Source organism: Jatrophihabitans sp. (assembly GCF_046262535.1).
Lineage (GTDB): Bacteria > Actinomycetota > Actinomycetes > Mycobacteriales > Jatrophihabitantaceae > Jatrophihabitans.
Genome location: NZ_JBHEMO010000076.1, coordinates 34,970 through 55,425 on the forward strand (window position 1 = coordinate 34,970; position 20,456 = coordinate 55,425).

Annotated in this window: 22 protein-coding genes; 11 read left to right on the top strand and 11 right to left on the bottom strand. The window is 70.7% G+C overall.

What is annotated here, in order from left to right; all coding sequences use genetic code 11:
* Window positions 1-2: 2 nt before the first annotated feature.
* From ABR571_RS10880 to ABR571_RS10890, 3 genes are all read left to right on the top strand, one after another.
* Window positions 3-332 (top strand): hypothetical protein, encoded by a 330-nt coding sequence (locus ABR571_RS10880; RefSeq protein ID WP_409453220.1) that lies wholly within the window; start codon window positions 3-5, stop codon window positions 330-332.
* Window positions 325-1,359: a 2Fe-2S iron-sulfur cluster-binding protein gene (locus ABR571_RS10885; protein ID WP_409453221.1), complete on the top strand. Its 1,035-nt coding sequence runs from the start codon at window positions 325-327 to the stop codon at window positions 1,357-1,359. The genes ABR571_RS10880 and ABR571_RS10885 overlap by 8 nt, the downstream gene beginning before the upstream one ends.
* Window positions 1,360-1,501: 142 nt before the next feature.
* Complete coding sequence (locus ABR571_RS10890) at window positions 1,502-1,822, top strand: hypothetical protein (protein WP_409453222.1); 321 nt, start codon at window positions 1,502-1,504, stop codon at window positions 1,820-1,822.
* 1 nt (window position 1,823) lies between these two features.
* On the opposite strand, the gene ABR571_RS10895 is transcribed toward ABR571_RS10890, so the two are convergent.
* Genes ABR571_RS10895 through ABR571_RS10905 form a run of 3 tightly spaced genes read right to left on the bottom strand, consistent with a single transcriptional unit; the run spans window position 1,824 to window position 2,985 of the window.
* Window positions 1,824-2,213, bottom strand: coding sequence for a hypothetical protein (locus ABR571_RS10895; RefSeq protein ID WP_409453223.1), 390 nt, complete (start codon window positions 2,211-2,213; stop codon window positions 1,824-1,826).
* Between the two features lie 7 nt (window positions 2,214-2,220).
* Window positions 2,221-2,691 (bottom strand): SRPBCC family protein, encoded by a 471-nt coding sequence (locus tag ABR571_RS10900; RefSeq protein WP_409453224.1) that lies wholly within the window; start codon window positions 2,689-2,691, stop codon window positions 2,221-2,223.
* A 24-nt stretch (window positions 2,692-2,715) separates the two neighbouring features.
* Window positions 2,716-2,985 carry a hypothetical protein gene (locus tag ABR571_RS10905; RefSeq protein ID WP_409453225.1) on the bottom strand — a complete coding sequence of 90 codons (270 nt, stop codon included), beginning with the start codon at window positions 2,983-2,985 and terminating at the stop codon, window positions 2,716-2,718.
* 96 nt (window positions 2,986-3,081) lie between these two features.
* Between ABR571_RS10905 and kstD the strand changes: the two genes are divergently transcribed.
* The 5 genes from kstD to ABR571_RS10930 are packed head-to-tail and all read left to right on the top strand — an operon-like array spanning window position 3,082 to window position 8,957.
* Window positions 3,082-4,785 (top strand): 3-oxosteroid 1-dehydrogenase, encoded by a 1,704-nt coding sequence (kstD, locus tag ABR571_RS10910; RefSeq protein WP_409453226.1) that lies wholly within the window; start codon window positions 3,082-3,084, stop codon window positions 4,783-4,785.
* A complete protein-coding gene (locus ABR571_RS10915; protein WP_409453227.1) occupies window positions 4,775-5,635 on the top strand; it encodes a MaoC/PaaZ C-terminal domain-containing protein in 861 nt (286 codons plus the stop codon). Before kstD ends, ABR571_RS10915 begins: the two co-directional genes overlap by 11 nt.
* A gap of 13 nt (window positions 5,636-5,648) precedes the next feature.
* On the top strand, window positions 5,649-7,088 hold the full coding sequence (locus ABR571_RS10920; RefSeq protein WP_409453228.1) for an FAD-dependent oxidoreductase: 1,440 nt from the start codon (window positions 5,649-5,651) through the stop codon (window positions 7,086-7,088).
* Window positions 7,085-7,876 carry an SDR family oxidoreductase gene (locus ABR571_RS10925; protein ID WP_409453229.1) on the top strand — a complete coding sequence of 264 codons (792 nt, stop codon included), beginning with the start codon at window positions 7,085-7,087 and terminating at the stop codon, window positions 7,874-7,876. The genes ABR571_RS10920 and ABR571_RS10925 overlap by 4 nt, the downstream gene beginning before the upstream one ends.
* 13 nt (window positions 7,877-7,889) lie before the next feature.
* A complete protein-coding gene (locus ABR571_RS10930) occupies window positions 7,890-8,957 on the top strand; it encodes a diacylglycerol kinase (RefSeq protein ID WP_409453230.1) in 1,068 nt (355 codons plus the stop codon).
* Here the strand turns inward: ABR571_RS10930 and ABR571_RS10935 are convergent.
* Entirely contained in the window at window positions 8,932-10,092 is a 1,161-nt protein-coding gene (locus ABR571_RS10935; RefSeq protein WP_409453231.1) for a low temperature requirement protein A, read from the bottom strand. The two genes, ABR571_RS10930 and ABR571_RS10935, sit on opposite strands and share 26 nt — an antisense overlap.
* A 30-nt stretch (window positions 10,093-10,122) precedes the next feature.
* Here ABR571_RS10935 and ABR571_RS10940 point away from each other — a divergent pair, with 30 nt between their 5' ends.
* Together ABR571_RS10940 and ABR571_RS10945 are read left to right on the top strand one after the other, a co-directional pair.
* Complete coding sequence (locus ABR571_RS10940; RefSeq protein WP_409453232.1) at window positions 10,123-10,395, top strand: DUF2277 domain-containing protein; 273 nt, start codon at window positions 10,123-10,125, stop codon at window positions 10,393-10,395.
* Between the two features lie 43 nt (window positions 10,396-10,438).
* A complete protein-coding gene (locus tag ABR571_RS10945; RefSeq protein ID WP_409453233.1) occupies window positions 10,439-11,308 on the top strand; it encodes an LLM class F420-dependent oxidoreductase in 870 nt (289 codons plus the stop codon).
* 76 nt (window positions 11,309-11,384) lie between these two features.
* Here ABR571_RS10945 and ABR571_RS10950 read toward each other — a convergent pair whose 3' ends face one another.
* From ABR571_RS10950 to ABR571_RS10975, 6 genes are all read right to left on the bottom strand, one after another.
* On the bottom strand, window positions 11,385-13,331 hold the full coding sequence (locus tag ABR571_RS10950) for an acyltransferase family protein (protein ID WP_409453234.1): 1,947 nt from the start codon (window positions 13,329-13,331) through the stop codon (window positions 11,385-11,387).
* 81 nt (window positions 13,332-13,412) lie between these two features.
* Window positions 13,413-14,603, bottom strand: coding sequence for a lipid-transfer protein (locus tag ABR571_RS10955; protein ID WP_409453235.1), 1,191 nt, complete (start codon window positions 14,601-14,603; stop codon window positions 13,413-13,415).
* A complete protein-coding gene (locus ABR571_RS10960) occupies window positions 14,600-14,980 on the bottom strand; it encodes a MaoC family dehydratase (protein WP_409453236.1) in 381 nt (126 codons plus the stop codon). The genes ABR571_RS10955 and ABR571_RS10960 overlap by 4 nt, the downstream gene beginning before the upstream one ends.
* The gene (locus ABR571_RS10965) at window positions 14,977-15,891 is read right to left on the bottom strand and encodes a bifunctional MaoC family dehydratase N-terminal/OB-fold nucleic acid binding domain-containing protein (protein WP_409453237.1); all 915 of its coding nucleotides are present in this window, start codon (window positions 15,889-15,891) and stop codon (window positions 14,977-14,979) included. The genes ABR571_RS10960 and ABR571_RS10965 overlap by 4 nt, the downstream gene beginning before the upstream one ends.
* The gene (locus ABR571_RS10970) at window positions 15,888-17,051 is read right to left on the bottom strand and encodes an acyl-CoA dehydrogenase family protein (RefSeq protein WP_409453238.1); all 1,164 of its coding nucleotides are present in this window, start codon (window positions 17,049-17,051) and stop codon (window positions 15,888-15,890) included. Before ABR571_RS10970 ends, ABR571_RS10965 begins: the two co-directional genes overlap by 4 nt.
* Window positions 17,051-18,085, bottom strand: a complete 1,035-nt coding sequence (locus ABR571_RS10975) for an acyl-CoA dehydrogenase family protein (protein WP_409453239.1) — start codon at window positions 18,083-18,085, stop codon at window positions 17,051-17,053. Before ABR571_RS10975 ends, ABR571_RS10970 begins: the two co-directional genes overlap by 1 nt.
* 43 nt (window positions 18,086-18,128) lie before the next feature.
* Between ABR571_RS10975 and ABR571_RS10980 the strand changes: the two genes are divergently transcribed.
* Window positions 18,129-19,055, top strand: a complete 927-nt coding sequence (locus tag ABR571_RS10980) for an alpha/beta fold hydrolase (protein ID WP_409453240.1) — start codon at window positions 18,129-18,131, stop codon at window positions 19,053-19,055.
* On the opposite strand, the gene ABR571_RS10985 is transcribed toward ABR571_RS10980, so the two are convergent.
* Window positions 18,976-20,427: a WS/DGAT/MGAT family O-acyltransferase gene (locus ABR571_RS10985; RefSeq protein ID WP_409453241.1), complete on the bottom strand. Its 1,452-nt coding sequence runs from the start codon at window positions 20,425-20,427 to the stop codon at window positions 18,976-18,978. The two genes, ABR571_RS10980 and ABR571_RS10985, sit on opposite strands and share 80 nt — an antisense overlap.
* Between the last annotated feature and the right edge of the window lie 29 nt (window positions 20,428-20,456).

Consider the following 20,456-nt stretch of genomic DNA (forward strand, 5'->3'; position numbering starts at 1 on the left):
CGATGGCCACCGACGCGCCGGCGCGTCGCTGGGCGAGCGAGGACGGCGACCGCGCGCAACGCCGCCGGGAGACCGTCGCCGACATGCGGCTCTACGTCGAGATCGGCCTCACACCTGTGACCTGCTCCGAGTGCGGGGTCGAGGCGATGGTGAAGAAGAACAGCGAGAAACACACAAGCGTCCAGTGGACGCCCGACGGCGTCACTGCCTGCCCGGAGATCCAGGCGGCTCGCGCGGCCGATCCGAACGCGCTCGTGCTGGGGTGCGCCAAGTTGCGGGCCAGCATCGAGGACGCCGTGCGCAGCGGCCAGGTGGTCGTCCCCGATGTCTGAGGGTGTGCCGTCGCACAAGCTGATCGTCCGCGAGATCGTCCGCGAGACCGACGACGCCTGCTCGATCGTGCTCGAACCACCGGATGGCGCCGACTTCTCCTACCGTCCCGGCCAGTTCCTCACCCTGCGCATCCCGACCCCCTCGGGAGCCGTCGGGCGGTGCTACTCGCTGTGCAGCAGCCCCCACGTGGACGACGTCCTGCGCATTGCGGTGAAGCGGGTGCGCGAGGGCGTCGGCTCGAACTGGATCAACGAGTCGGTGGCAGTCGGCGACGAGATCGAGTGCCTCGTTCCCGGTGGGGTCTTCACGCCGAAATCCTTCGACGACGACCTGCTGCTGTTCGCCGGCGGCAGCGGCATCACGCCCGTGCTGTCCATCCTCAAATCGGCGCTCGACGTGGGGAGCGGCCGGATCGTCCTTGTGTACGCGAATCAGCACGAGAAGTCGGTGATCTTCGCCGACCAGTTGCGCGAACTGGCCGACCAGCACCCCGACCGGCTGCACGTCCTGCACTGGCTCGAGTCCGTGCAGGGGCTGCCCAGCCGGGCACTGCTGAAGGCGTTCATCGCCCCGTACAGCTCCTACACTGCCTTCCTCTGCGGACCGAGCCCGTTCATGGAGACCGTGACCCATGCGCTGCGGGACTGCGGCGTGCCACCGGCGCGCATCCACATCGAACGGTTCCAATCGCTCGTCGACGATCCCTTCGCGCTGCCTGACGCGGGCGCGGCGACCGACGACGGCGGCGGAGAGACCACCCACCTCGAAGTGGAGCTCGACGGCGAGACGCACGAGTTCGACTGGCCCCGCAGCACCAAGCTGCTCGACTTCCTGCTCGCGAAGGGCCTGAAGGCGCCGTACTCGTGCCGCCTCGGCCAGTGCAGCGCGTGCGCGTGCATCCTCGACGAGGGCGAAGTGTCGATGGTCGTCAACGAGATCCTCGAGCAGGAGGACCTGGACGAGGGCTACGTTCTGGGTTGCCAGTCGTTGCCGCTCACCGACAAGGTGAAGATCCGCTACTCCTGACATCCGACGCGAGGACGCCGACTGGCGGGAAGTCGGTTGGGAGAACCTCCCGGTCGATGCGGGGGTCGATACTCTGCCCGACGGGAATCCCGCGGAGCGATGCTGCCGGAGCCAGCATTCGCACCCGCGAGAGGAGCCCACGATGTCCCCGTTGCTCAAGATCACGATCACCGCTACCGCGCTCGGCGGAGCGCTCGCCGTGGCCACGGCCGCGCCGGCGGTGGCAGAAACCCGCCCCTACCAGTTGCCCGGTGTCACCAGCAGCAATGCCTCTTGCGTCGGGGCGGCACTGGACTTCGGCGCTCACTACGGCGTCGACGGCTCGACGTTCCCCGTCGTGACGCACGGCGAAGTCGGCCCGGCGGTGTCCGGACACGCAACGACCGACGGGCCGGGAGCGGTGGGTTCCTTCAACAGCCAGCTCGCGCAGAATCACGGCGACATTCAACAGTGCCTGCCGTAGCTCACCAGGCCGCGCGGGCCCCGCAGTCAGGGCACACGTACGTGTCGCCGTCGCGGTGCATCTCACCGTGCGCGGTGCAGGTCGGAGTGCCGGTCTCGCCCAGGACCACGTTGCCCATGCTCACGTCCCAGCCGCCCGGCACGTCGCGCAGTCCGACGACCGGCGCCGCCTGCCGCCGGGCGCCGTCGAATGCGCGGACGGCCGCGGCGACGGCATCGAACTCCCGCGAGCCCTTCGTCCAGCCGGTGGGCAGGCTCGCCTCGGCGACCTCCAGCGCCTCGCCGTCGACGTGGACAACGGCGGTCTGCTCGCTGGAGTCCGGGCGCTGGAAGGTGACCGCGTAGCGCCCGTTGCCCGGCAGGGCCTCGATCCGCTGCAGCGCCGCATCCATCGCGCTGCTATGCGGTGCGCTCGGCGCGGGCCTTCAGCCGCTGCAACGTGGCCTCGATGTTGCGCGTGTTCACGTCCGCCCGGTCGGCGACACCCGTGACGGGGCGGGATGCGAGCGCGAACCAGCCGTAGCGACGGTCCCACGTGCTCTCGGTGACCGTGCAGCCGTCCAACGTGGCCTCGATGTCGTACTGCCACCGCGCGACCGGGAGGCTGGTGTGCGAGACGTTGAAGGCGAACCGGCGACCGGGGTCGGCATCGGTCACGGTGCAGGTGGTCGTCCAACGCCGCCAACCATTGCGGTTGGTGCCGCGAAAGACAGCGCCCGGCTCGGCGCCTGCGCCCTTGCGCCAGCGCAGCACGGCGGTCTCCTCGGCCAGTTCGGTCATCACCGAGAGATCGGTGATCAGCCGGTAGACGGCCTCCGGCGTCGCGCCGACCGCAACGGTCGCGCTCGCAGTGGGATCCGACGTGGGCATGCGGCCACCTCCTGGCGCCCGACCCTAGCCCGGCATGGGCCGGAACGGCTCGTCCGGCTCGACCAAGTCGACCGATGTCACCTTTGTCGGGTCGATCGGCTTGCCCGCCTGCGGGTCGGCCGCGGTCGCGGCCGAGTAGATGAGCGGCGCCTCGATCTGCAGGGCGTGCTCGATGTCGCGCTGCAGAGTCTGGCGGGCGACCTCGGCGTCGTCGGGCGAATGGCCCGGCAGCTCGATGCGGACCGTCGGCTCGTCGTCGCCGAAGTGGACTTCCAATACGTAGTGGTGGCTCACACCCCCAGCCTGCCGTAGCCGGGCGATAGGTCACATTCGGGTCGGTACTAGAACGTGTTCTAGTCAGATCCGCGGCCAGACTATAACCTGTTCCACATGCCGGACGAGGAGTACGACGTCGTCGTCGTGGGCAGTGGCGCCGCCGGGATGACCGCCGCCCTGGCCGCGCGGCGCAAGGGCCTGCGTGCAGTGGTGATCGAGAAGGCTTCGCACTTCGGCGGCTCGACCGCCCGGTCCGGTGGCGGCGTGTGGATCCCCAACAACGAGGTACTGCGCCGTGACGGGGTCAGCGACTCGCCGGAGGCGGCCCGGGCGTATCTGCACAGCATCGTCGGCGACGTTGTCCCGGGCGAGCGCATCGACACCTATCTCGACCGCGGGCCGGAGGCGCTGTCCTTCGTGCTCGCCAACACTCCCCTGCGCATGCAGTGGGTGCCGGACTACTCCGACTACTACCCCGAGGCGCCCGGCGGGCGGGTCGGCGGCCGGTCGGTGGAGCCCAAGCCGTTCAACCTGAAGAAGCTGGGCTCCCAGCGCGACCGGCTCGAGCCCGACTACGGCAAGTCGCCGCTCAACGTCACGGTGACGCAGGCCGACTTCCGATGGGCGACGCTGATGATGCGGACCCCCCGCGGCGTCCTGCGGGTGCTGCGCATCGGGCTGCGCTGGATCTGGTCGATGCTGACCCGCAAGGACCTCGCCGTACGCGGACAGGCCTTCGCGGGAGCGCTGCGCGCGGGGCTGGCCGAGGCGGGGGTCCCCGTCCTCCTGGACACCGCGTTGGAAGAACTCCACGTCGAACACGACGCCGTCGCCGGCGTCATCGTCAGCCGCGACGGGCAACAACGCCTCGTGCGGGCGCGATACGGCGTCGTGCTCGCGTCGGGCGGCTTCGAGCACAACGCAGCGATGCGCCAGCAGTACCAGCGGGCGCCGATCGGTAGTGATTGGACGGTCGGCGCGCGGGCCAACACCGGCGACGGCATTTTGGCCGGCGAGCGGCTCGGCGCAGCGCTCGAGCTGATGGACGACGCCTGGTGGGGACCGTCGATCCCCCTCACCGGCGGGCCCTGGTTCTGCCTGGCCGAGCGCACACTGCCCGGCGGCATCATGGTGAACGACCGCGCCGAGCGCTTCATGAACGAGGCACTGCCCTACGTCGAGGCCGTCCACAAGATGTACGGCGGCGAGTACGGGCGCGGCGACGGCCCGGGCGAGAACATCCCCTGCTGGATGATCATCGACCAGCGCTACCGCAACCGGTATGTGTTCGCCGGCGTCCCACCGCGCCGCCCGTTCCCCGGCCGCTGGTACAAGGCCGGTGTCGTGGTGAAGGCCGCCACGATCGGCGAGCTGGCCGAGAAGATCGGACTGTCGGGCGATGCGCTCACGTCGACGATCGAGCGCTTCAACGGGTTCGTCCGCGAGGGCAAGGACGCTGACTTCGGCCGCGGAGACAGCGGCTACGACCGCTACTACGGCGACCCGACGATCAAGCCCAACCCGTGTCTGTCGCCGATCGACCAGGCGCCGTTCTACGCGGTCACGATGGTGCCCGGCGACCTGGGCACCAAGGGCGGGCTGCGCACGGACGTGCACGGCCGGGTGATGCGCGAGGACGGTTCGGTCATCGACGGGCTCTACGCGGCCGGCAACGTCAGCAGCCCGGTCATGGGTCACACCTACGCGGGGCCCGGCGCCACGATCGGACCGGCCCTGACCTTCGGCTACCTGGCGGCGCTGCACATCGCCGACCGGGCCGCCCGCACCAGCACCGAGGAGTTGCGCAGTGCCCATTGATCCCGACGTCGCGCTGGGCGCACACCTGCCGGTCGAGGACTTCTCGTGGACCGCGTCCGACGTCCTGCTCTACCACCTCGCGCTCGGCGCCGGCGGCGATCCGGTCGACCCGAGAGAGCTGAGGTACACGATCGAGGACGACCTGCAGGTCCTGCCGACCTTTGCCGTCGTGGCTCAGACCGTGCACCGGTTCGAACCTCCTGCCGTCGAGTACCCGGGCATCTCGATCGATCTGGCCAAGGTGCTGCACGGCACCCAGCGGATCGACGTGCACCAGCCATTGCCGGCCGACGGGAAGGCGCGGGCCAGCGCGCGGATCAAGGGCGTCTACGACAAGGGCTCGGCCGCCGTCGTTGAGACCGAGACCGTGGTGAGCGACCTCGACGGTGCGCCGATCTGGACCAACACCTCCAGCATCTTCGCGAGGGGCGAGGGCGGCTTCGGCGGCGACCGCGGACCCTCCGGACCGGGTGGGGCGCCCGACCGCGCACCGGACAACGTCATCGTCACGCCGACCGCACCTCAGCAAGCGCTCTGGTACCGGCTGCTCGGCGACCGCAATCCCCTTCACTCGCATCCGGAGTTCGCCGCCAAGGCCGGATTCCCCCGGCCCATCCTGCACGGCCTGTGCACCTACGGCATGGTCGCCAAAGCCGTCGTCGACGCCGAACTCGGCGGCGACGTCACCCGCGTGGCCGGGTACGGCGTCCGCTTCGCCGGCGTCGTCTTCCCCGGCGAGACCTTGCGCACCTCGGTGTGGCGCGAGGACGGCCGCCTGCTCCTGGCGACCACGGTGGACGAACGCGACAGCGCTCCGGCGCTCAGCGGCGCCGACCTGGTTCTCGCATGACGGAGGTTCTCGCATGACGGTTGCGCCGCGGCGGGCCGCCGACGTGCCGACGTGGGACGAGCAGGCCGACGTGGTGGTCGTCGGCTTCGGAGCCGCGGGCGCCGCGGCCGCGTTCGAGGCCGCATCCTCCGGAGCAGAGACGCTGGTGCTCGAGCGGGCCGGCGCCGCCGGTGGAGCGGCCGCGATGTCCGATGGGTTCGTCTACCTCGGCGGCGGCACGCCCGAGCAGCGCGAGGCGGGCTTCCCGGACTCGGTCGACAACATGAAGACCTTTCTCAAGGCCGCCTGCGGGCCGGCGCCGGACCACGCGAAGATCGACCTCTACTGCGAACGCAGCCTCGAACACCGCGAGTGGCTGCTGGCCCGGGGCGTCCGCTTCCTCGGCACCGTCCTTCCGGACGCCAACGGCACCTCGCCCGTCGACGGCGAAGGGTTGATGTTCACCGGCGGCGAGAACGCCTATCCCTTCGACGAGATCGCGGCTCCGGCTCCGCGCGGCCACGTCGTGCAGGGCGATCGACCCGGGGGGGCGCGCCTCATGGACGCGCTCACGGCCGCCGCCCTCGACGCCGGCGCCCGGGCGTCCTTCGACACCGTCGCCGAGGCCCTCGTGACCGATGACGACGGGCGGGTCGCCGGCGTCGTCGCCGCCCGCTACGGCGAGGAGATCACCGTCCGGGCCCGGACCGGGGTCGTGCTCACCGCCGGTGGCTTCATCTCGAACCCGGACATGGTCGAGCAGTACGCACCGGCCGTGCACGTGACCGCCCTGCGTCTCGGCACCGAAGGCGACGACGGCCGCGGCATCCGGATGGCCGAGGCGGTCGGGGCCCGGATCAAGCGGATGGACGCCATCGAGTGCGCGTTGCCGTTCAACGCACCGCGCAGCCTCGTTCACGGCATCCTCGTCAACCGCCTGGGCCAGCGTTTCGTCAACGAGGACACCTACATGGGCCGGGTCGGGCAGACCGCGCTCGTGCACCAGGGCGGCCACGCCTATCTCATCGTCGATGAGGCGCACTACGCGCCGAACTGGCTCAACGTGCCGGCCACCTGGGTGTGCGAGACCGCGGCCGAACTCGAATCCGAGATCGGGCTGCCGCCGGGGTCGCTCACCACCACGCTGGACTACTTCAACGCCCACGCCGCCGACGGCAACGACCCGCTGTTCCACAAGCGGGCACCGGTGCTGACGCCGTTGACGCCGCCGCTGGCCGCCTTCGACCTGCGGGCCGACAAGTTCTTCTACGCGCCGTTCACGCTGGGTGGGCTGCACACCCAGCCCGACGGCGCTGTGCTCGACCTCGACGGCGAGCCGATCCCGGGCCTGTTCGCGGCCGGGCGCACGACCTCCGGTGTCGCCGCGCAGGGCTACTGCAGCGGCCTGTCACTGGGGGACTCGACCCTGTTCGGCCGCCTGGCCGGGCTCAGCGCGGCAGGAGTGAAAGCATGACCATTCTCGATCGGTTCCGGATCGACGGCCAGGTCGCCGTCGTCACCGGGGCCGGGCGCGGCATCGGCGCGGCGTCGGCCCTCGCCCTGGCCGAGGCGGGGGCCGAGGTCGTCATCTCCGCCCGCACCGAGGACCAACTCAAGGAGACCGCGCGGCAGGTCGAGGCGGTCGGTCGTCAGGCGCATCTCGTTGTCGCCGACCTCAACGAGGTCGACCAGGTGCGCGGGCTGGCCGACGCGGCGAAGGCGGCCTTCGGGCGCCTGGACATCGTCGTCAACAACGTCGGCGGAACGATGCCGCGGACCTACCTCGACACGTCAGTCGGGTTCCTCGAGCGCGCGTTCCACTTCAACGTCTCGACGGCCCATGCCCTCAGCACCTCGGCCGTGCCGATCATGCTCGAGAACGACGGCGGGTCGATCGTCAACATCGCGAGCGTGGTGGGCAAGGTCGCCGGCCGGGGCTACCTCGCCTACGGCACCGCGAAGGGCGCGCTGATCCACTACACGGAACTGGCGGCCGAGGACCTGGCGCCCCGCGTGCGCATGAACGCCATCGCCGTCGGCTCGATCGCGACGTCGGCCCTGGACATCGTGATGAGCAACGACGAAATGCGCACCGGCATCGAGCAGGCCACTCCCCTGCGCCGGCTCGGCGTCACCGACGACATCGCCGCAGCCGTGCTGTACCTCGCCTCGCCGGCAGGCTCCTACTTGACCGGCGCGGTGCTCGACGTCCACGGCGGGCTTCAGCAGCCGAACATGTCGCTCCCCATCCCCGATCTGTAGAGAGGCCCGCCCCATGTCGCTGAAGGTCGTGCAGTGGAGCACCGGTAACGTCGGGCGGCACTCGATCGCCGGCATCGACGCGCGTCCCGAACTGGAACTGACCGGGGTCTGGGTGTCGAGCGCCGAGAAGGACGGGCAGGACGCCGGCAAGCTGGCCGGCCTCGACCGCGATCTCGGCGTCGCCGCCACCACCGACGGCGATGCGCTCATCGCCTCCAAGCCCGACTGCATCGTCTATACCGCGATGGCCGACAACCGGCTGCCAGAGGCGATCGCCGACCTCACCCGGTTCCTGGCCGCCGGCATCAACGTGGTCTCGAGCTGCCCCGTGTTTCTCCAGTACCCCTACGGTGTCGTCCCGCAGGGGTTCCTCGACCCGATCGAGCAGGCGGCGCAGGCCGGCGGCGCCTCACTGTTCGTCAACGGCGTCGACCCCGGCTTCGCCAACGACTGGTTGCCCCTCGTCCTGACGTCGGTCTCCGAGCGCATCGACGAGGTGCGCTGCATGGAACTGCTCGACTACGCGACCTACGACAACGCCACCGTGCTGTTCGACGTCATGGGCTTCGGCAAGCCGCTGGACGAGACGCCGATGCTGTTGCAGCCGGGCGTCCTGTCACTCGCGTGGGGCTCGGTGGTCCGGCAGCTCGCCGCCGGGCTCGGTGTGGAGCTCGACGAACTGAAGGAGACGGTGGTGAAGCTGCCGGCGTCCGAGACGTTCGAGATCGCGTCCGGGACGATTCCGGAAGGGACGATGGCCGCGCTGCGCTTCGAGGTGCTGGGCATGAAGAGCGGCAAGCCGGCGTGCGTGCTCGAACACGTCACCCGGCTGCGTCCCGACCTCGGTCCGGACTGGCCGCAGCCAGCCGGCCAGGGCTGCTACCGGGTGAAGGTCACCGGCGAGCCGAACTACACCCTGGACCTGCAGCTACTGGGCACCGACGGCGATCACAACACGGCCGGGCTGAAGGCCACCGCGATGCGCCTGGTCAATGCGATCGAGGCTGTCGTCGCCGCGCCTCCGGGACTACGCACGTCGCTCGACCTGCCGTTGATCACCGGGCGGGGACTCGTCCGTTGATCCTTGCCCGCCAACCGATCTGCTCCACCCGCATCAGCTCCACCGTGTTGAGGACAATGAGGATCAGGGCGATCGCGGTGAGGGTGGCCAAGGCGGGCAGGTGCGGCGCCAGTGGCAACAGGGCCAGGACGGCACCCGCCGCCGTCAAGCGCGTCCAGGACACCAGGCGGAACATCGCCCAGCGGGTGAACCCGAACGATGCCAGGTAAAGAGCCGTGCCCCCGACGAGCAGGCCGGCGAAGGCCCAGCTGAGGTGCTGACCGGGCTCGAGGATCGATTCGCGCAGACCGACGGCGGTGAAGATGATCGCCGCGATGAACGCGAGATGACCGTAGGACAGGACGAGGCGGGTGATGTCCAGCTGCACCTTGGCTGTCGCCATCGCGTGGCGCATCGCGTCGGCGGCGAAGTGGAAGTACACCCAGAACAGCGCGCAGCTCAGGACGAACGCGACGGCGACCGCGAACCCGCGCCCGACCGTCAGCTCGACCGCTCCGGCCGCCGTCCCGACCGCGACGACCGACTCGCCCAGCGCGATCAGCACGAACAGACCGAACCGCTCGGCCAGATGTCCCGCGTCGAGATGCATCCGGCGCAGCTGCGGGCGCAGCACCGTCGGGGTGGAGAGGTCGATGAGTGCAGCGACGGCCCACACTGCTTCGCGCGCGTCGCCGTGGGCGAACGAGCCGGCCACCAACATCGGGCCGGTCAGCACCATGCTCACCGTGTACGGGTTCAGCGGAATCCCCCGGCTGCGCGCTGATGCCATCACCAGCGCGATGCCGAGGACAAGCCGGCCGACCCAGTAGGCCAGGGCGTAGAGCAGCCCGAGGCGGCCGTAGGCCTGCGGCAGGGCCAGCGCCATGAACACACCGGCGAGAGCGACGGCGAAGATGCGCAGGTGCAGGACCGCGCGCGAGGTGTCCTGCAGGTTCGTCTGGATGGCGGTGCCGACCCACAGCCAGTAGATGGGGACGAACACCACCACTGCCTGCCCTACGCCGGCCCAGGAATGAGAGTCAGTGAGCAGTCCGGAGACCCGCGTGACGGCCACGACGAACACGAGGTCGAAGAAGAGCTCGGCCCAACTCACCCGCTTCTCGTCGGGCTGCTCCTCGTGTCCCGGCTCTGCCACGCCGTCAGTCTGCCGTGGCATTGTGGTGGCATGTGCCGCAATATCAGAACCCTGCACAACTTCGACCCGCCGGCCACGCACGACGAGGTCCACGCTGCCGCGTTGCAGTACGTCCGCAAGGTGAGCGGAACGACCAAGCCCTCGGCGGCCAACCAGGCCGCCTTCGAGGAGGCCGTGCACGAAATCGCCCACATCACTCGACATCTGCTCGAGGCGATGGTGACGACGGCTCCGCCGAAGAACCGAGAGGAAGAGGCGATCAAGGCGAAGGCCCGCAGCGAGAAACGCTTCGCCCGCGCCTGAGTCGCCGGTTGGCAGAAATTGGAACACGTTCTAGTCTGCTGACATGCGTTTCGGAATCGTCCTCTTCACCAGCGACCGCGGCATCGCGCCCGCCCGGGCGGCCCAGGCGGCCGAGGCGCACGGGTTCCACTCGTTCTACGTGCCGGAGCACACGCACATCCCGGTCAAGCGGGAGGCGCCGCACCCGGGCACGCCGGACGGCGCGCTGCCCGACGACCGGTACATGCGCACCCTCGACCCCTGGGTCTCGCTGGCCGGCGCCGCCGCCGTCACCTCGCGCATCGAGCTCGCCACTGCGGTCGCCCTGCCCGTCGAGCACGACCCGATCTCGCTGGCCAAGACGATCGCCACGCTGGATCACCTGTCCGGCGGCCGGGTCACCTTGGGCGCCGGGTTCGGCTGGAACACCGATGAGCTGACCGACCACGGCGTCGTCCCGGGCAAGCGGCGCACGATCCTGCGCGAGTACGTCGAAGCGATGCGGGCCCTGTGGTCGCAGGAGCAGGCCGAGTACATCGGCGAGTTCGTCCGCTTCGGGCCGAGCTGGGCCTGGCCCAAGCCGGTGCGCGGCGACATCCCGCTGCTGATCGGCGCGGGCGGCACCGACAAGACCTTCGAGTGGATCGCGGCCAACGCGCAGGGCTGGATCACCACGCCGCGCGACGACGAGATCGTCGCCGCGGTCGGCCGGTTGACCGACATCTGGCGTGCCGCGGGCCGTAACGGGGCGCCCCGCGTCGTCGCGCTCGACGGCAAGCCCGACGCCGACCGGCTCGCCGGCTGGGCCGCGGGTGGGGTGACCGACGTCCTGTACGGGCTGCCCGACCGGTCGGAGTCGGAGATCGACGGCTACCTCGACCGGCTCTCGGCCAAGCTGCAGGCGATGCAGCCCGGCTCGCTCGTCGCGGCCTGACCGGCACGGAACCTACCGCCTCACTCCGTTCGGCTCGCCGAAGCACCATGCCGTTCGTTCGCTCCGCAAGCGTCGCTCACAGCGGCCGACGCGCCGCGCCGGCGATCAGTGCTGAGTAGGCGGCGGCACCGCGTCGGGTCAGGTGGATGCCGTCGTCGTAGAACCAGGACGGGTGCTTCGCAGACGCCGCGTGCCAGTCGAGGATCGTGGCGTTGCCGAATTTCGGTACGACGCGGGCGATGATCCGGTTGTTCGCGTTCTGCCACTCGCGCCCGACCCGGTTGTTGACGACGATGACCCGCTCGACCTTGCCCAGGCAGCCCAGGGCGTGGCGCAGGGTGGCTGCGTTGATGTAGCCGTTGTCGCCGACGCCGATGATCACCAGCGGGTTCAGGCGACCCGCCGCGGCGTCGTTCTCGATGTCGCGCAGAATGGGGTCGGCCTGGCGTCCCTCGACGGCGTTGAGCGTGCCGCCTGGGAAGTGCTGATCGAGTGCCGTCCGGGCGCCCAGCATCACCGAGTCGCCGAATGCGCTGATGGCAGGCAGCCGGGCGACGGGGTGGGTCGCGGCGACCGGTGACGGCGTGCTGGTCGGCCGGGGCGCCGACGCGTCGTCCAGTGGCGAACTCGTCCGCGGCAGCGTCGGGTCGGGTAGGGGTAGCGGAGAGACGGCCGGGCCGATGGGGAGTCGCCGCCCACCGTGCGCCGCGGCCACGGCCCGCTGACCGGGAGATAGGGTCGGCTTCGGGCCCGAGGCGATCACTGCGCCCGCCAGCAGCAGGACCATGACCAACATGGCGGTGGCGAGCCGGGCACCGACCGGCGCTTGGCCGGCCACGACCCGGGACAGCCGTCGGACGCCCCGGCGCACGCTGGACTTCAGGCCCAGCGTCCGGATCGGCGCCTCGACGAACCGGTGGGTCAGGTCGGCGAGCAGCATCGTGGCGCCGATGCGCACGAGCAGTACGACGGGCGCCGGCCAGTGCACGTCCACGCCGGGGCGGGTGACGACGGCGACCGGCCAGTGCCAGAGGTAGATGGCATACGAGCGAGCGGCCAGCCAGCGCAAAGCTCGGCGGTCCAGCGCCGCGCCGAGCCGGCTGGCCGGACGCGCGACTCCGGCCACCAGGATCGCGGCCAGTGCCGCCACGGCCAGAAACCCGCCGCGGTACAGCGCGCGGCTCGACTCCGGCACCGTGCCGACGGCGACTGCGAGCGCGACGAGCGAGCCGGTGGCGAGGACGTCGGTCAGCCCCACCAACCGGCGGCGCGGGCGGCCGCCGGGTCCCGGCCGCGGGCGCACCCGCGCTGCGGCGAGCGCGCCCAGACCGGCGCCCAGCAGCAGGCCCATGCTGTGCGTGTCGGTGCCGTAGTACAGCCGGGTCGCGTCGGCGCCATAGGGCACGTCCCGGACAATCGCCAGTACCGTCATCTCGCCCGCCGAGCCGAGGGCGAGCGCGAGGGCGGTGAGCGCCAGCCAGCGGGCTCGGAGTTCTGGTGTGGCAGCGGAACCGCGGATGCGCCCGGCGAGGCCGAGGACGGTGACGGCGATCAACGGCCAGAGCAGGTAGAACTGCTCCTCGACCGCCAGGGACCACAGGTGCTGCAGCATGCTCGGTCGGCCGACCGAGACGAAGTAGGACTGGTGGACGAAGGAGAGCCACCAATTGCTGACGTAGCCGGCCGCGGCCGCGGTGGCCGCGCGGACCGTGCCCAGCTGATCACGCCAGGACGCGGCCGCGGCGAGGACAGACACCAGCGCGACGGCCAGCCCGGGTAGCAGGCGCCGCGCGCGGCGCCGGTAGAAGCTGCCGAACCGCAACTCCCCCGTGCGCAGGTACTCGGTGGTGATCATCCGGGTGATCAAGTAACCGCTGAGCACGAAGAAGACGTCCACGCCGAGGAACCCGCCGGATACCACGCCGGGTGCGAAGTGGAACGCGGCCACAGCGACGACCGCGAGCGCCCGCAGGCCGTCCAGCCCCGACCAGCGCCGCTGCTCGGTCGGCGGACGGTCGGTCATGCGTACATGACACCGGATGGCGGCCCCGCGTTGCGGAAGGCGCGACCGGGATGTGCGCTTCGATGCAGCGTCGGTCGGCGTTCAGCCGGCCGTGCCCAGCACCAGGCCGGACGTCGGGACGCCGGTGCCGGCCGTGACGAGCACGTGTTCGACGTCCTCGACCTGGTTCACGGCCGTGCCGCGGACCTGGCGGGCGCCCTCGGCGATCCCGTTCATGCCGTGGATGTAGGCCTCTCCCAGCTGCCCGCCGTGCGGATTCAACGGCAGCCGCCCGCCCAGTTCGAGTGCGCCGTCGGCGATGAAGTGCCGCGCTTCGCCGCGCGGGCAGAAGCCGAGTTCCTCGAGCTGGATCAGCACGAACGGCGTGAAGTGGTCGTACAGCACGGCGACGTCGACGTCCTCCGGCGCGAGGCCCGCCTGGCGCCACAACTGCTCGCCGACGATCCCCATCTCCGGCAGCCCGGTCAGGCCGTCGCGGTAGTAGGAGGTCATCGTGAACTGGTCGGCGCCGCTGCCCTGCGCGGCGGCGCGGACGACGACCGGCGGATGGGGCAGATCGCGGGCCCGCTCGACCGACGTGACCACCACTGCGACACCGCCGTCGCTCTCCTGGCAGCAGTCGAGCAGGTGCAGTGGCTCGACGATCCACCGCGATGCCTGATGCTCCTCGAGCGTGATCGGCCTTCCGTGGAAGAACGCTTTCGGGTTCGCCGCCGCGTGCTTGCGGTCGGCCACCGCGACGCGGCCGAAGTCCTCGCTCGTCGCGCCGTAGACGTGCATGTAGCGCTGGGCGATCATCGCGACCCACCCGGCCGGCGTGCTCAGGCCCATGGGATACGACCACGAGTTGTCCACCCCGGCCGAGGTCGGGGCTCCGGCCAGACCGGTCTGCACCTGGCCGAAGCGTTGCCCGGAGCGCTCGTTGAACGCCCGGTAGCAGACGACGACGTCGGCCACGCCGGTGGCAACGGCCATGGCCGCCTGCTGGACGGTGGCGCAGGCCGCGCCGCCGCCGTAGTGGATCCGGCTGAAGAACGACAGGGACGGGATACCGACCTCGCGGGCGACCGCGGCTTCGGTGTTGGTGTCCTGGGTGAAGGTCACGAGTCCGTCCACGTCGTTGGGCGTCAAGCCGGCGTCGGCGATGGCGGTGCGCACGGCCTCGGCCGCCAGTCGCAGCTCCGAGCGTCCGGAGTCCTTGGAGAACTCAGTCGCGCCGACACCGACGATCGCCGCCTTGCCGCTGAGCGTCCCGCCGGCGCGCGGCGTCACAGCGTCACCGTGACGGTGCCCACGACGTGGTCGCCGAGCTGGCCGCGGCCGACGACCGCGACGGTGACGTCGGCGCCATCCACGGCCGTGACCGAACCGCTGAACTGCAGGGTGTCATAGGCGTACGCCGGCACCCCCAGCCGGATGGCGATGTTCTTCACCCGCGCCTGCGGTCCGGCCCAGTCGGTCACGTACCGCTGGACCAGGCCGGTGTCGGTGAGGATGTTCAGGAAGATGTCCTTGCTGCCGCGGGCCAGCGCTGCGTCCCGGTCGTGGTGCACGTCCTGGAAGTCGCGGGTGGCAATTGCGGTGGACACGACGAACGTGGGCGTGGCCGAGATCTCCAGCGGGGGCAACTGCTCGCCGACAGCGGTCATGGTGCGGGCCTCCAGAACGGCAGGGTCAGTTCGTCGTCGATCTTCGTGAGCGCGACCTGCACGGGCAGGCCGACGGACACCGACGCCGGGTCGACGTCGATGAGCTCCCCGAGCATCCGGACGCCCTCGTCGAGCTCCACCAGCGCGACCACGAACGGCGGTTGCTTGCCCGGCACCTTCGGGTGGTGGTGGACGACGTAGCTGAAGACCGTGCCGCGCCCGCCCGCCACCACCCAGTCCTGCTTCTCCGCGCCGCACGACGGGCACATCGGGCCCGGCGGGTGCCGCAGCCGCCCGCACGTCGGGCAGTGCTGGATGCGCAATTCGCCCGCCGACGTCCCTTCCCAGAAGAAGGCGGTGTCCTGGCTGATCGCCGGGCGGAGGACGTCCGAGCGCTCCGCAACCGGCGCCGGCGGGCGGAACTTCAGCACCCGGAACAGCATCTCGGCGACCGGCTCGTCGCCGACGTACCAGGTGTTGAGGGTCGTGACGAACCAGCCCTCGCCGAGGGCGGTCGTCTTCGGTCCGCGTACGTCGTCGAGCGTCGTCCGCACCGAGACCTGCTCCCCCGGCTGCAGGTAGCGGTGGTAGGTCTGTTCGCAGTTGGTGGCGACCACGGACGTGAAACCGGCGTCGTCGAGCAGGTTCATCATCCGGCCGAGCGGGTCGTCACCGGTGCGCGACGCGTGCAGGCCACCCATCGTCCAGACCTGGATCATCGCCGGTGGGGCGACGATGCCGGGGTGGCCCGCGGCGCGTGCGGCGTCCTCGTCGACGTAGATCGGATTGGCGTCGCCGAGCGCCTCGACCCAGTTGTTGATCATCGGCTGGTTCACCGGGTCGCGGCCGGCCCGCGGTGCCGACGCCCCCGCTGCCTTGACCTCCGACGCCCCGGCCAGGATGTCGCTCAACGGGGCACCCTGGGCAGCTTCAGGCCGAACTGCGCGATCAACTCGCGCTGAATCTCGTTGACGCCGCCACCGAAGGTGATGACCAGGGCCCGCTTGGCCTGCACGTCGAGCCAGCGCAGCAGCGCGGCGGTATCCGGATCGGCGGGATCGCCGTGCCGGCCCACCACCTCCTCGAGCAGGCGGAAAACGTGTTGCGCGCGCTCGGATGCGAACACCTTCGTCGCCGACGCGTCGGCCACGTCGACATCGCCCTCTCGCGCGGCGACCTGCCAGTTCAGCAGCTCGTTGATGCGCGTGATCGCCCGGGTCTCGGCGAGCGCGCGGCGGACGTCCGGTGCGTCGAGCGGTGCGCTGCCGCCGGGGCCCGGCCGGGCGGCCCACTCACGCACCCGTTCGTACAGGCCGGCCAGCTTGCCGGCCGGTCCGAGCATCACGCGTTCGTGGTTCAGCTGCGAGGTGATCAGCCGCCAGCCCTCGTTCTCGACGCCGACCAACATGTCCACCGGCACCCGGACGTCGGAGTAGTACGTGGTGTTCGTGTGGTGGGCGCCGTCGGCGGTGACAGTGGGCGTCCACGAGAACCCGGGGTCACGGGTGTCGACGATGAGGATCGAGATGCCTTTGTGTTTCGGCGCCGCCGGGTCGGTGCGGCAGGCCAGCCACACGTAGTCGGCGTCGTGGCCGCCGGTGGTGAAGACCTTCTGCCCGTTGACGACGTAGGAGTCGCCGTCGCGCACCGCCGTCGTCTTCAGCGACGCGAGGTCAGTGCCGGCCTCCGGCTCGGTATAGCCGATGGCGAAGTGGAGATCGCCGGTCAGGATCTTGGGCAGGAAGAAGTCCTTCTGGGCCTGGGTGCCGTGCACCTGCAGCACGGGGCCGACCGTCTGCAGTGTCACGTACGGCAGCGGGATGTCGCGCCGGGCCGCCTCGTTGACGAAGATCTGCTGCTCGATCTGCCCGAACCCGTGCCCGCCGTACTGCTTCGGCCAGCCGACGCCCAGCCAGCCGTCGCGGCCCATCCGCTTGACGACGTCGCGGTAGAGGTCGCCGTGGCGGGTGATCAGCATCGATTCGGCCTCGGCCGGCGTCACCAGGTTCGTGAAGTACTCGCGCAGCGTGCGCTGCAGCGCGGCCTGCTCGTCGGTGAGTTCCAGGTGCATCAGACGGCCAGCCGATCGAGGCGGGCGGCCGCGCCGCCGACGAAGCGGGCGAGGTCCTTCGCCTGCGAGTAGTAGCGGTGCAGCGGATAGGTGATGTCGACGCCGAGGCCGCCGTGCAGGTGATGGCAGACCTGTAACGCCCTGGGCAGCTCGGCGGCCAGCCAGTACGCCGCGACGGCGAGGTCGTCGTCGGCGTCCAGCCCTGAGGACAGCCGCCACGCCCCGGACACGGCGGCCAGGTGGACGGTGCGGGCGACGACGTACACGTCGGCGACCTGCTGGGCGACCGCCTGGAACGTCGCCAGGGGGCGGCCGAACTGCTCGCGCGTGCGCAGGTGGTCGGCGGTCAGCTGCAGCGCCCCGGCGATGACACCGTCGGCTACGGCCGCGGCACCGGCCACGGCGAACCGGTCCACCTCCTGCGGGCCCGCGGCGAGGACTGATTCGACCGGCGCAGCGTCGAAGCGCACCGTGTACTCCGGCGCGCCGGTCGAGCTCGGCGTACGGATCAGCGTGACACCGCCGCCGTGCGGGTCGACGAGCGCCGTGCCGCTGTCGGTCGGGACGAGCACGCGGTAGGCCTGGGCCGCGAACGAGACGCCGACCCGCGCGCCCGTGACCGTGTGCCCGTCATGTCGAACTGGGTGGCCGGGCGCGTCGCGCAGGCAGGCGGTCAGCACCCGGCCGTGGGCCACCTCGGCCAACACCCACCGCTGCTGATCGGCGGTGCCGAATGCGGCGACCGGCAGGACGCCGAGCGCCAGTGTCGCCAGTGCGGGCAAGGGCAGGACCTGCCGCCCGACCTCGGTCAACACCAGGCCGGTCTCCACCGCGCCCAATCCGTCGCCACCGACCGACTCGGGGAGCGAGAGGGCGAGCAGCCCGGCCTGCCCCATCGCCTTCCACGCCGCCTCGTCGTAACCCGACTCGCCAGCCAGAGCGGACAGCACCCGGCCGTCGTCCGGCTCGCCACGCAACACACTCGCCGCGAGCTCGGCGACGGCGCGCTGGTTCTCGTCGAGTCTGAAGTCCACGCCGCTCCTCGAGTCCGGATAGAACGTGTTCTAGTATCGGGCTGTGCAGCGCATTCGGCAAGCTCGGTTGGGCGGGTTCGGCCTGGCCGCGGCGGGTCGCCTGGTGCGCATGCCGGCCGTGCCCGACATCCCGGCCGGACGGATGGTGGACCTGCCCGGGCGCGGGCGCACCTATGTCGTCGACACCGGCCCGGTGCCATCCGCCCGCGGTGGTGAGGCGCCGACGATCATGCTGCTGCACGCCCTGGCCTGCACGGGCCTGCTCACCTGGTACCCGTGCCTGGACGCGCTGCGCCGCCGCTACCGCGTCGTGATCTTCGACCAGCGCTCGCACGGCCAGGGTGTCCGCGGCGGCCCGTTCACCCTGGACGACTGCGCCGACGACGTGGCGGCGGTCGCCGACGCGCTGGGCATCAGCACCTTCGTCTGCGCCGGCTACTCGATGGGGACGCTCGTCTCGCAGGTCACGTGGCACCGTCACCCCGGCCGGGTCGCCGGCCTCGTGCTCTGCGCCGGCACCACCCACTTCGCCGCGTCACCTCGCCGGGCCGACACGGTCCGCCGCGCCGGCGCGCGCATCGCCGCGGCAGCCACTCGCCAGCAGCGCCTGGCCGTGGAGGTACTCGACCAGACGGCCGACGACCGATGGGCCTGGCGGCAGTTCCGAGCCACGACGGGACGCGAGGTCACGGCCGCCGGCACCGTGCTCGCCCAGTTCGACTCGCGGCCGTGGATCGGCGAGGTCGACGTTCCGGCCGCCGTCGTCGTCACAACGAAGGACCATCTGGTGCCGCCGGCCCGGCAACGAGAGCTCGCCCGAGCGATTGGGGGTGCGACGGTCTACGAGGTCGAGGCCGGGCACGCCGCGTGCGTGCTGGGTGCGGAGAAGTTCAGGCCGGCGATGCTGGCTGCCGCTGCTTCGGTGACGGGCCGAATTTCGCGGGCGCCGTCTTCTTCCGCGCCGCGCTGAGCAGCTCGTCCAGCGCGATCGGCAGGTTGTCGGCCAGATCCCACAGCTCGGGGGCGAGCTCGCGACAGGCGATCAGCCCGACGTCCAGGTGTCCGTCGTTGGAAAGCACGGTGACGTTGAGGCCGGCTCCGTCGAACACCGGGCCGAACGGGAAGAACCCGGTGACCCGCCCGCCCATGAAGTAGATGGGCATCGGCGGCCCGGGTACGTTCGAAATGACCAGGTTGTGGATCACCGGATGGCGCTCGGCCAGCCGCAACTTGGAGTAGACGCGGACGGCGAGGGCAAAGGTGTTCGGCGCCGCGAACTGCGCCCAGTCCTGCAACAGCGACGCGCTGAGCGTCTTGTGATGATCCTTCGCCACGAGGTTCTGCTCGGCGATCGAGGCTAGGCGCTCGACGGCGTCGGCGATGTCACTGGCCAGCGAGGCGAACATGCCCGACACCTTGTTCGTGCCCTCGGCCTTGGTCTTGCCGTGCACCGACACCGGTACCATGGCGACGAGCGAACTGTCGGGCAGCTCGTCGCGGTCGGCGAGGTACTGGCGCAGCGCGCCTGAGCACATGGTCAGCACGACGTCGTTGACCGTGCACCCGAAGGCGTTCTTGACCTCCTTGACGTCGGCGAGGTCCATCCGGGTGAACGCGACCGCCCGGTGACCGGTGATCGTGCCGTTGAACGACGTGCGCGGCGCAGTAAACGGGGCCGGCATGGCCTTGCCCCGGCTGGAGCGCTGAATCCACTCGGGCAGGACGCCCAGCGTGGGCGGAAGCAGGCGGGCGAACTTGACCGGGCGGGTGGCCAGCCGCAGCGCACCGTCGACCACGATGCGGGCGTCACGGGGCCGCGCCGGCGCCGCCGGTTTCGGGGCGCCCGCCGCGATGGGTGGCGCTCCTGGTTCCAGGCTGCACAGTTCCGAGATGAGGCTGGCGCCGGAGACGCCGTCCACCGTCGCGTGATGCATCTTCGTCATCACACCGATCGAGCCGTCCTCGAGCCCTTCGAGGACCCACATCTCCCAGAGCGGACGGTTGCGGTCGAGCGGGTGCGAGGCAAGGTCGCCGCACACGGCCGCGACCTGCTCGCGGTCGCCCGGCGCGGGGACGATGACCCGCCGGACGTGATGCTCGATGTCGAACTGCTCGTCGTCGACCCAGACCGGGTGGTCGAGGTTCAGCACCGGGTTGTGGACCTTGCGGCGGAAGGCGGGATTGCCGCCGACCCGCTCCTTGAGGTGGTCCCTGAGGCGGCTGAACTCGTAGCCGTCGGGCATGGTGGACTGGTCGAGGACCAGGAGGCCGCACACGTGCATGAGCATCGTGTTGCTCTCGAAGTACAGGAAGCTCGCGTCGAGCCCGCGCAGTCGGTCCACCTTTGGAATGATAGAACACGTTCTAGTTT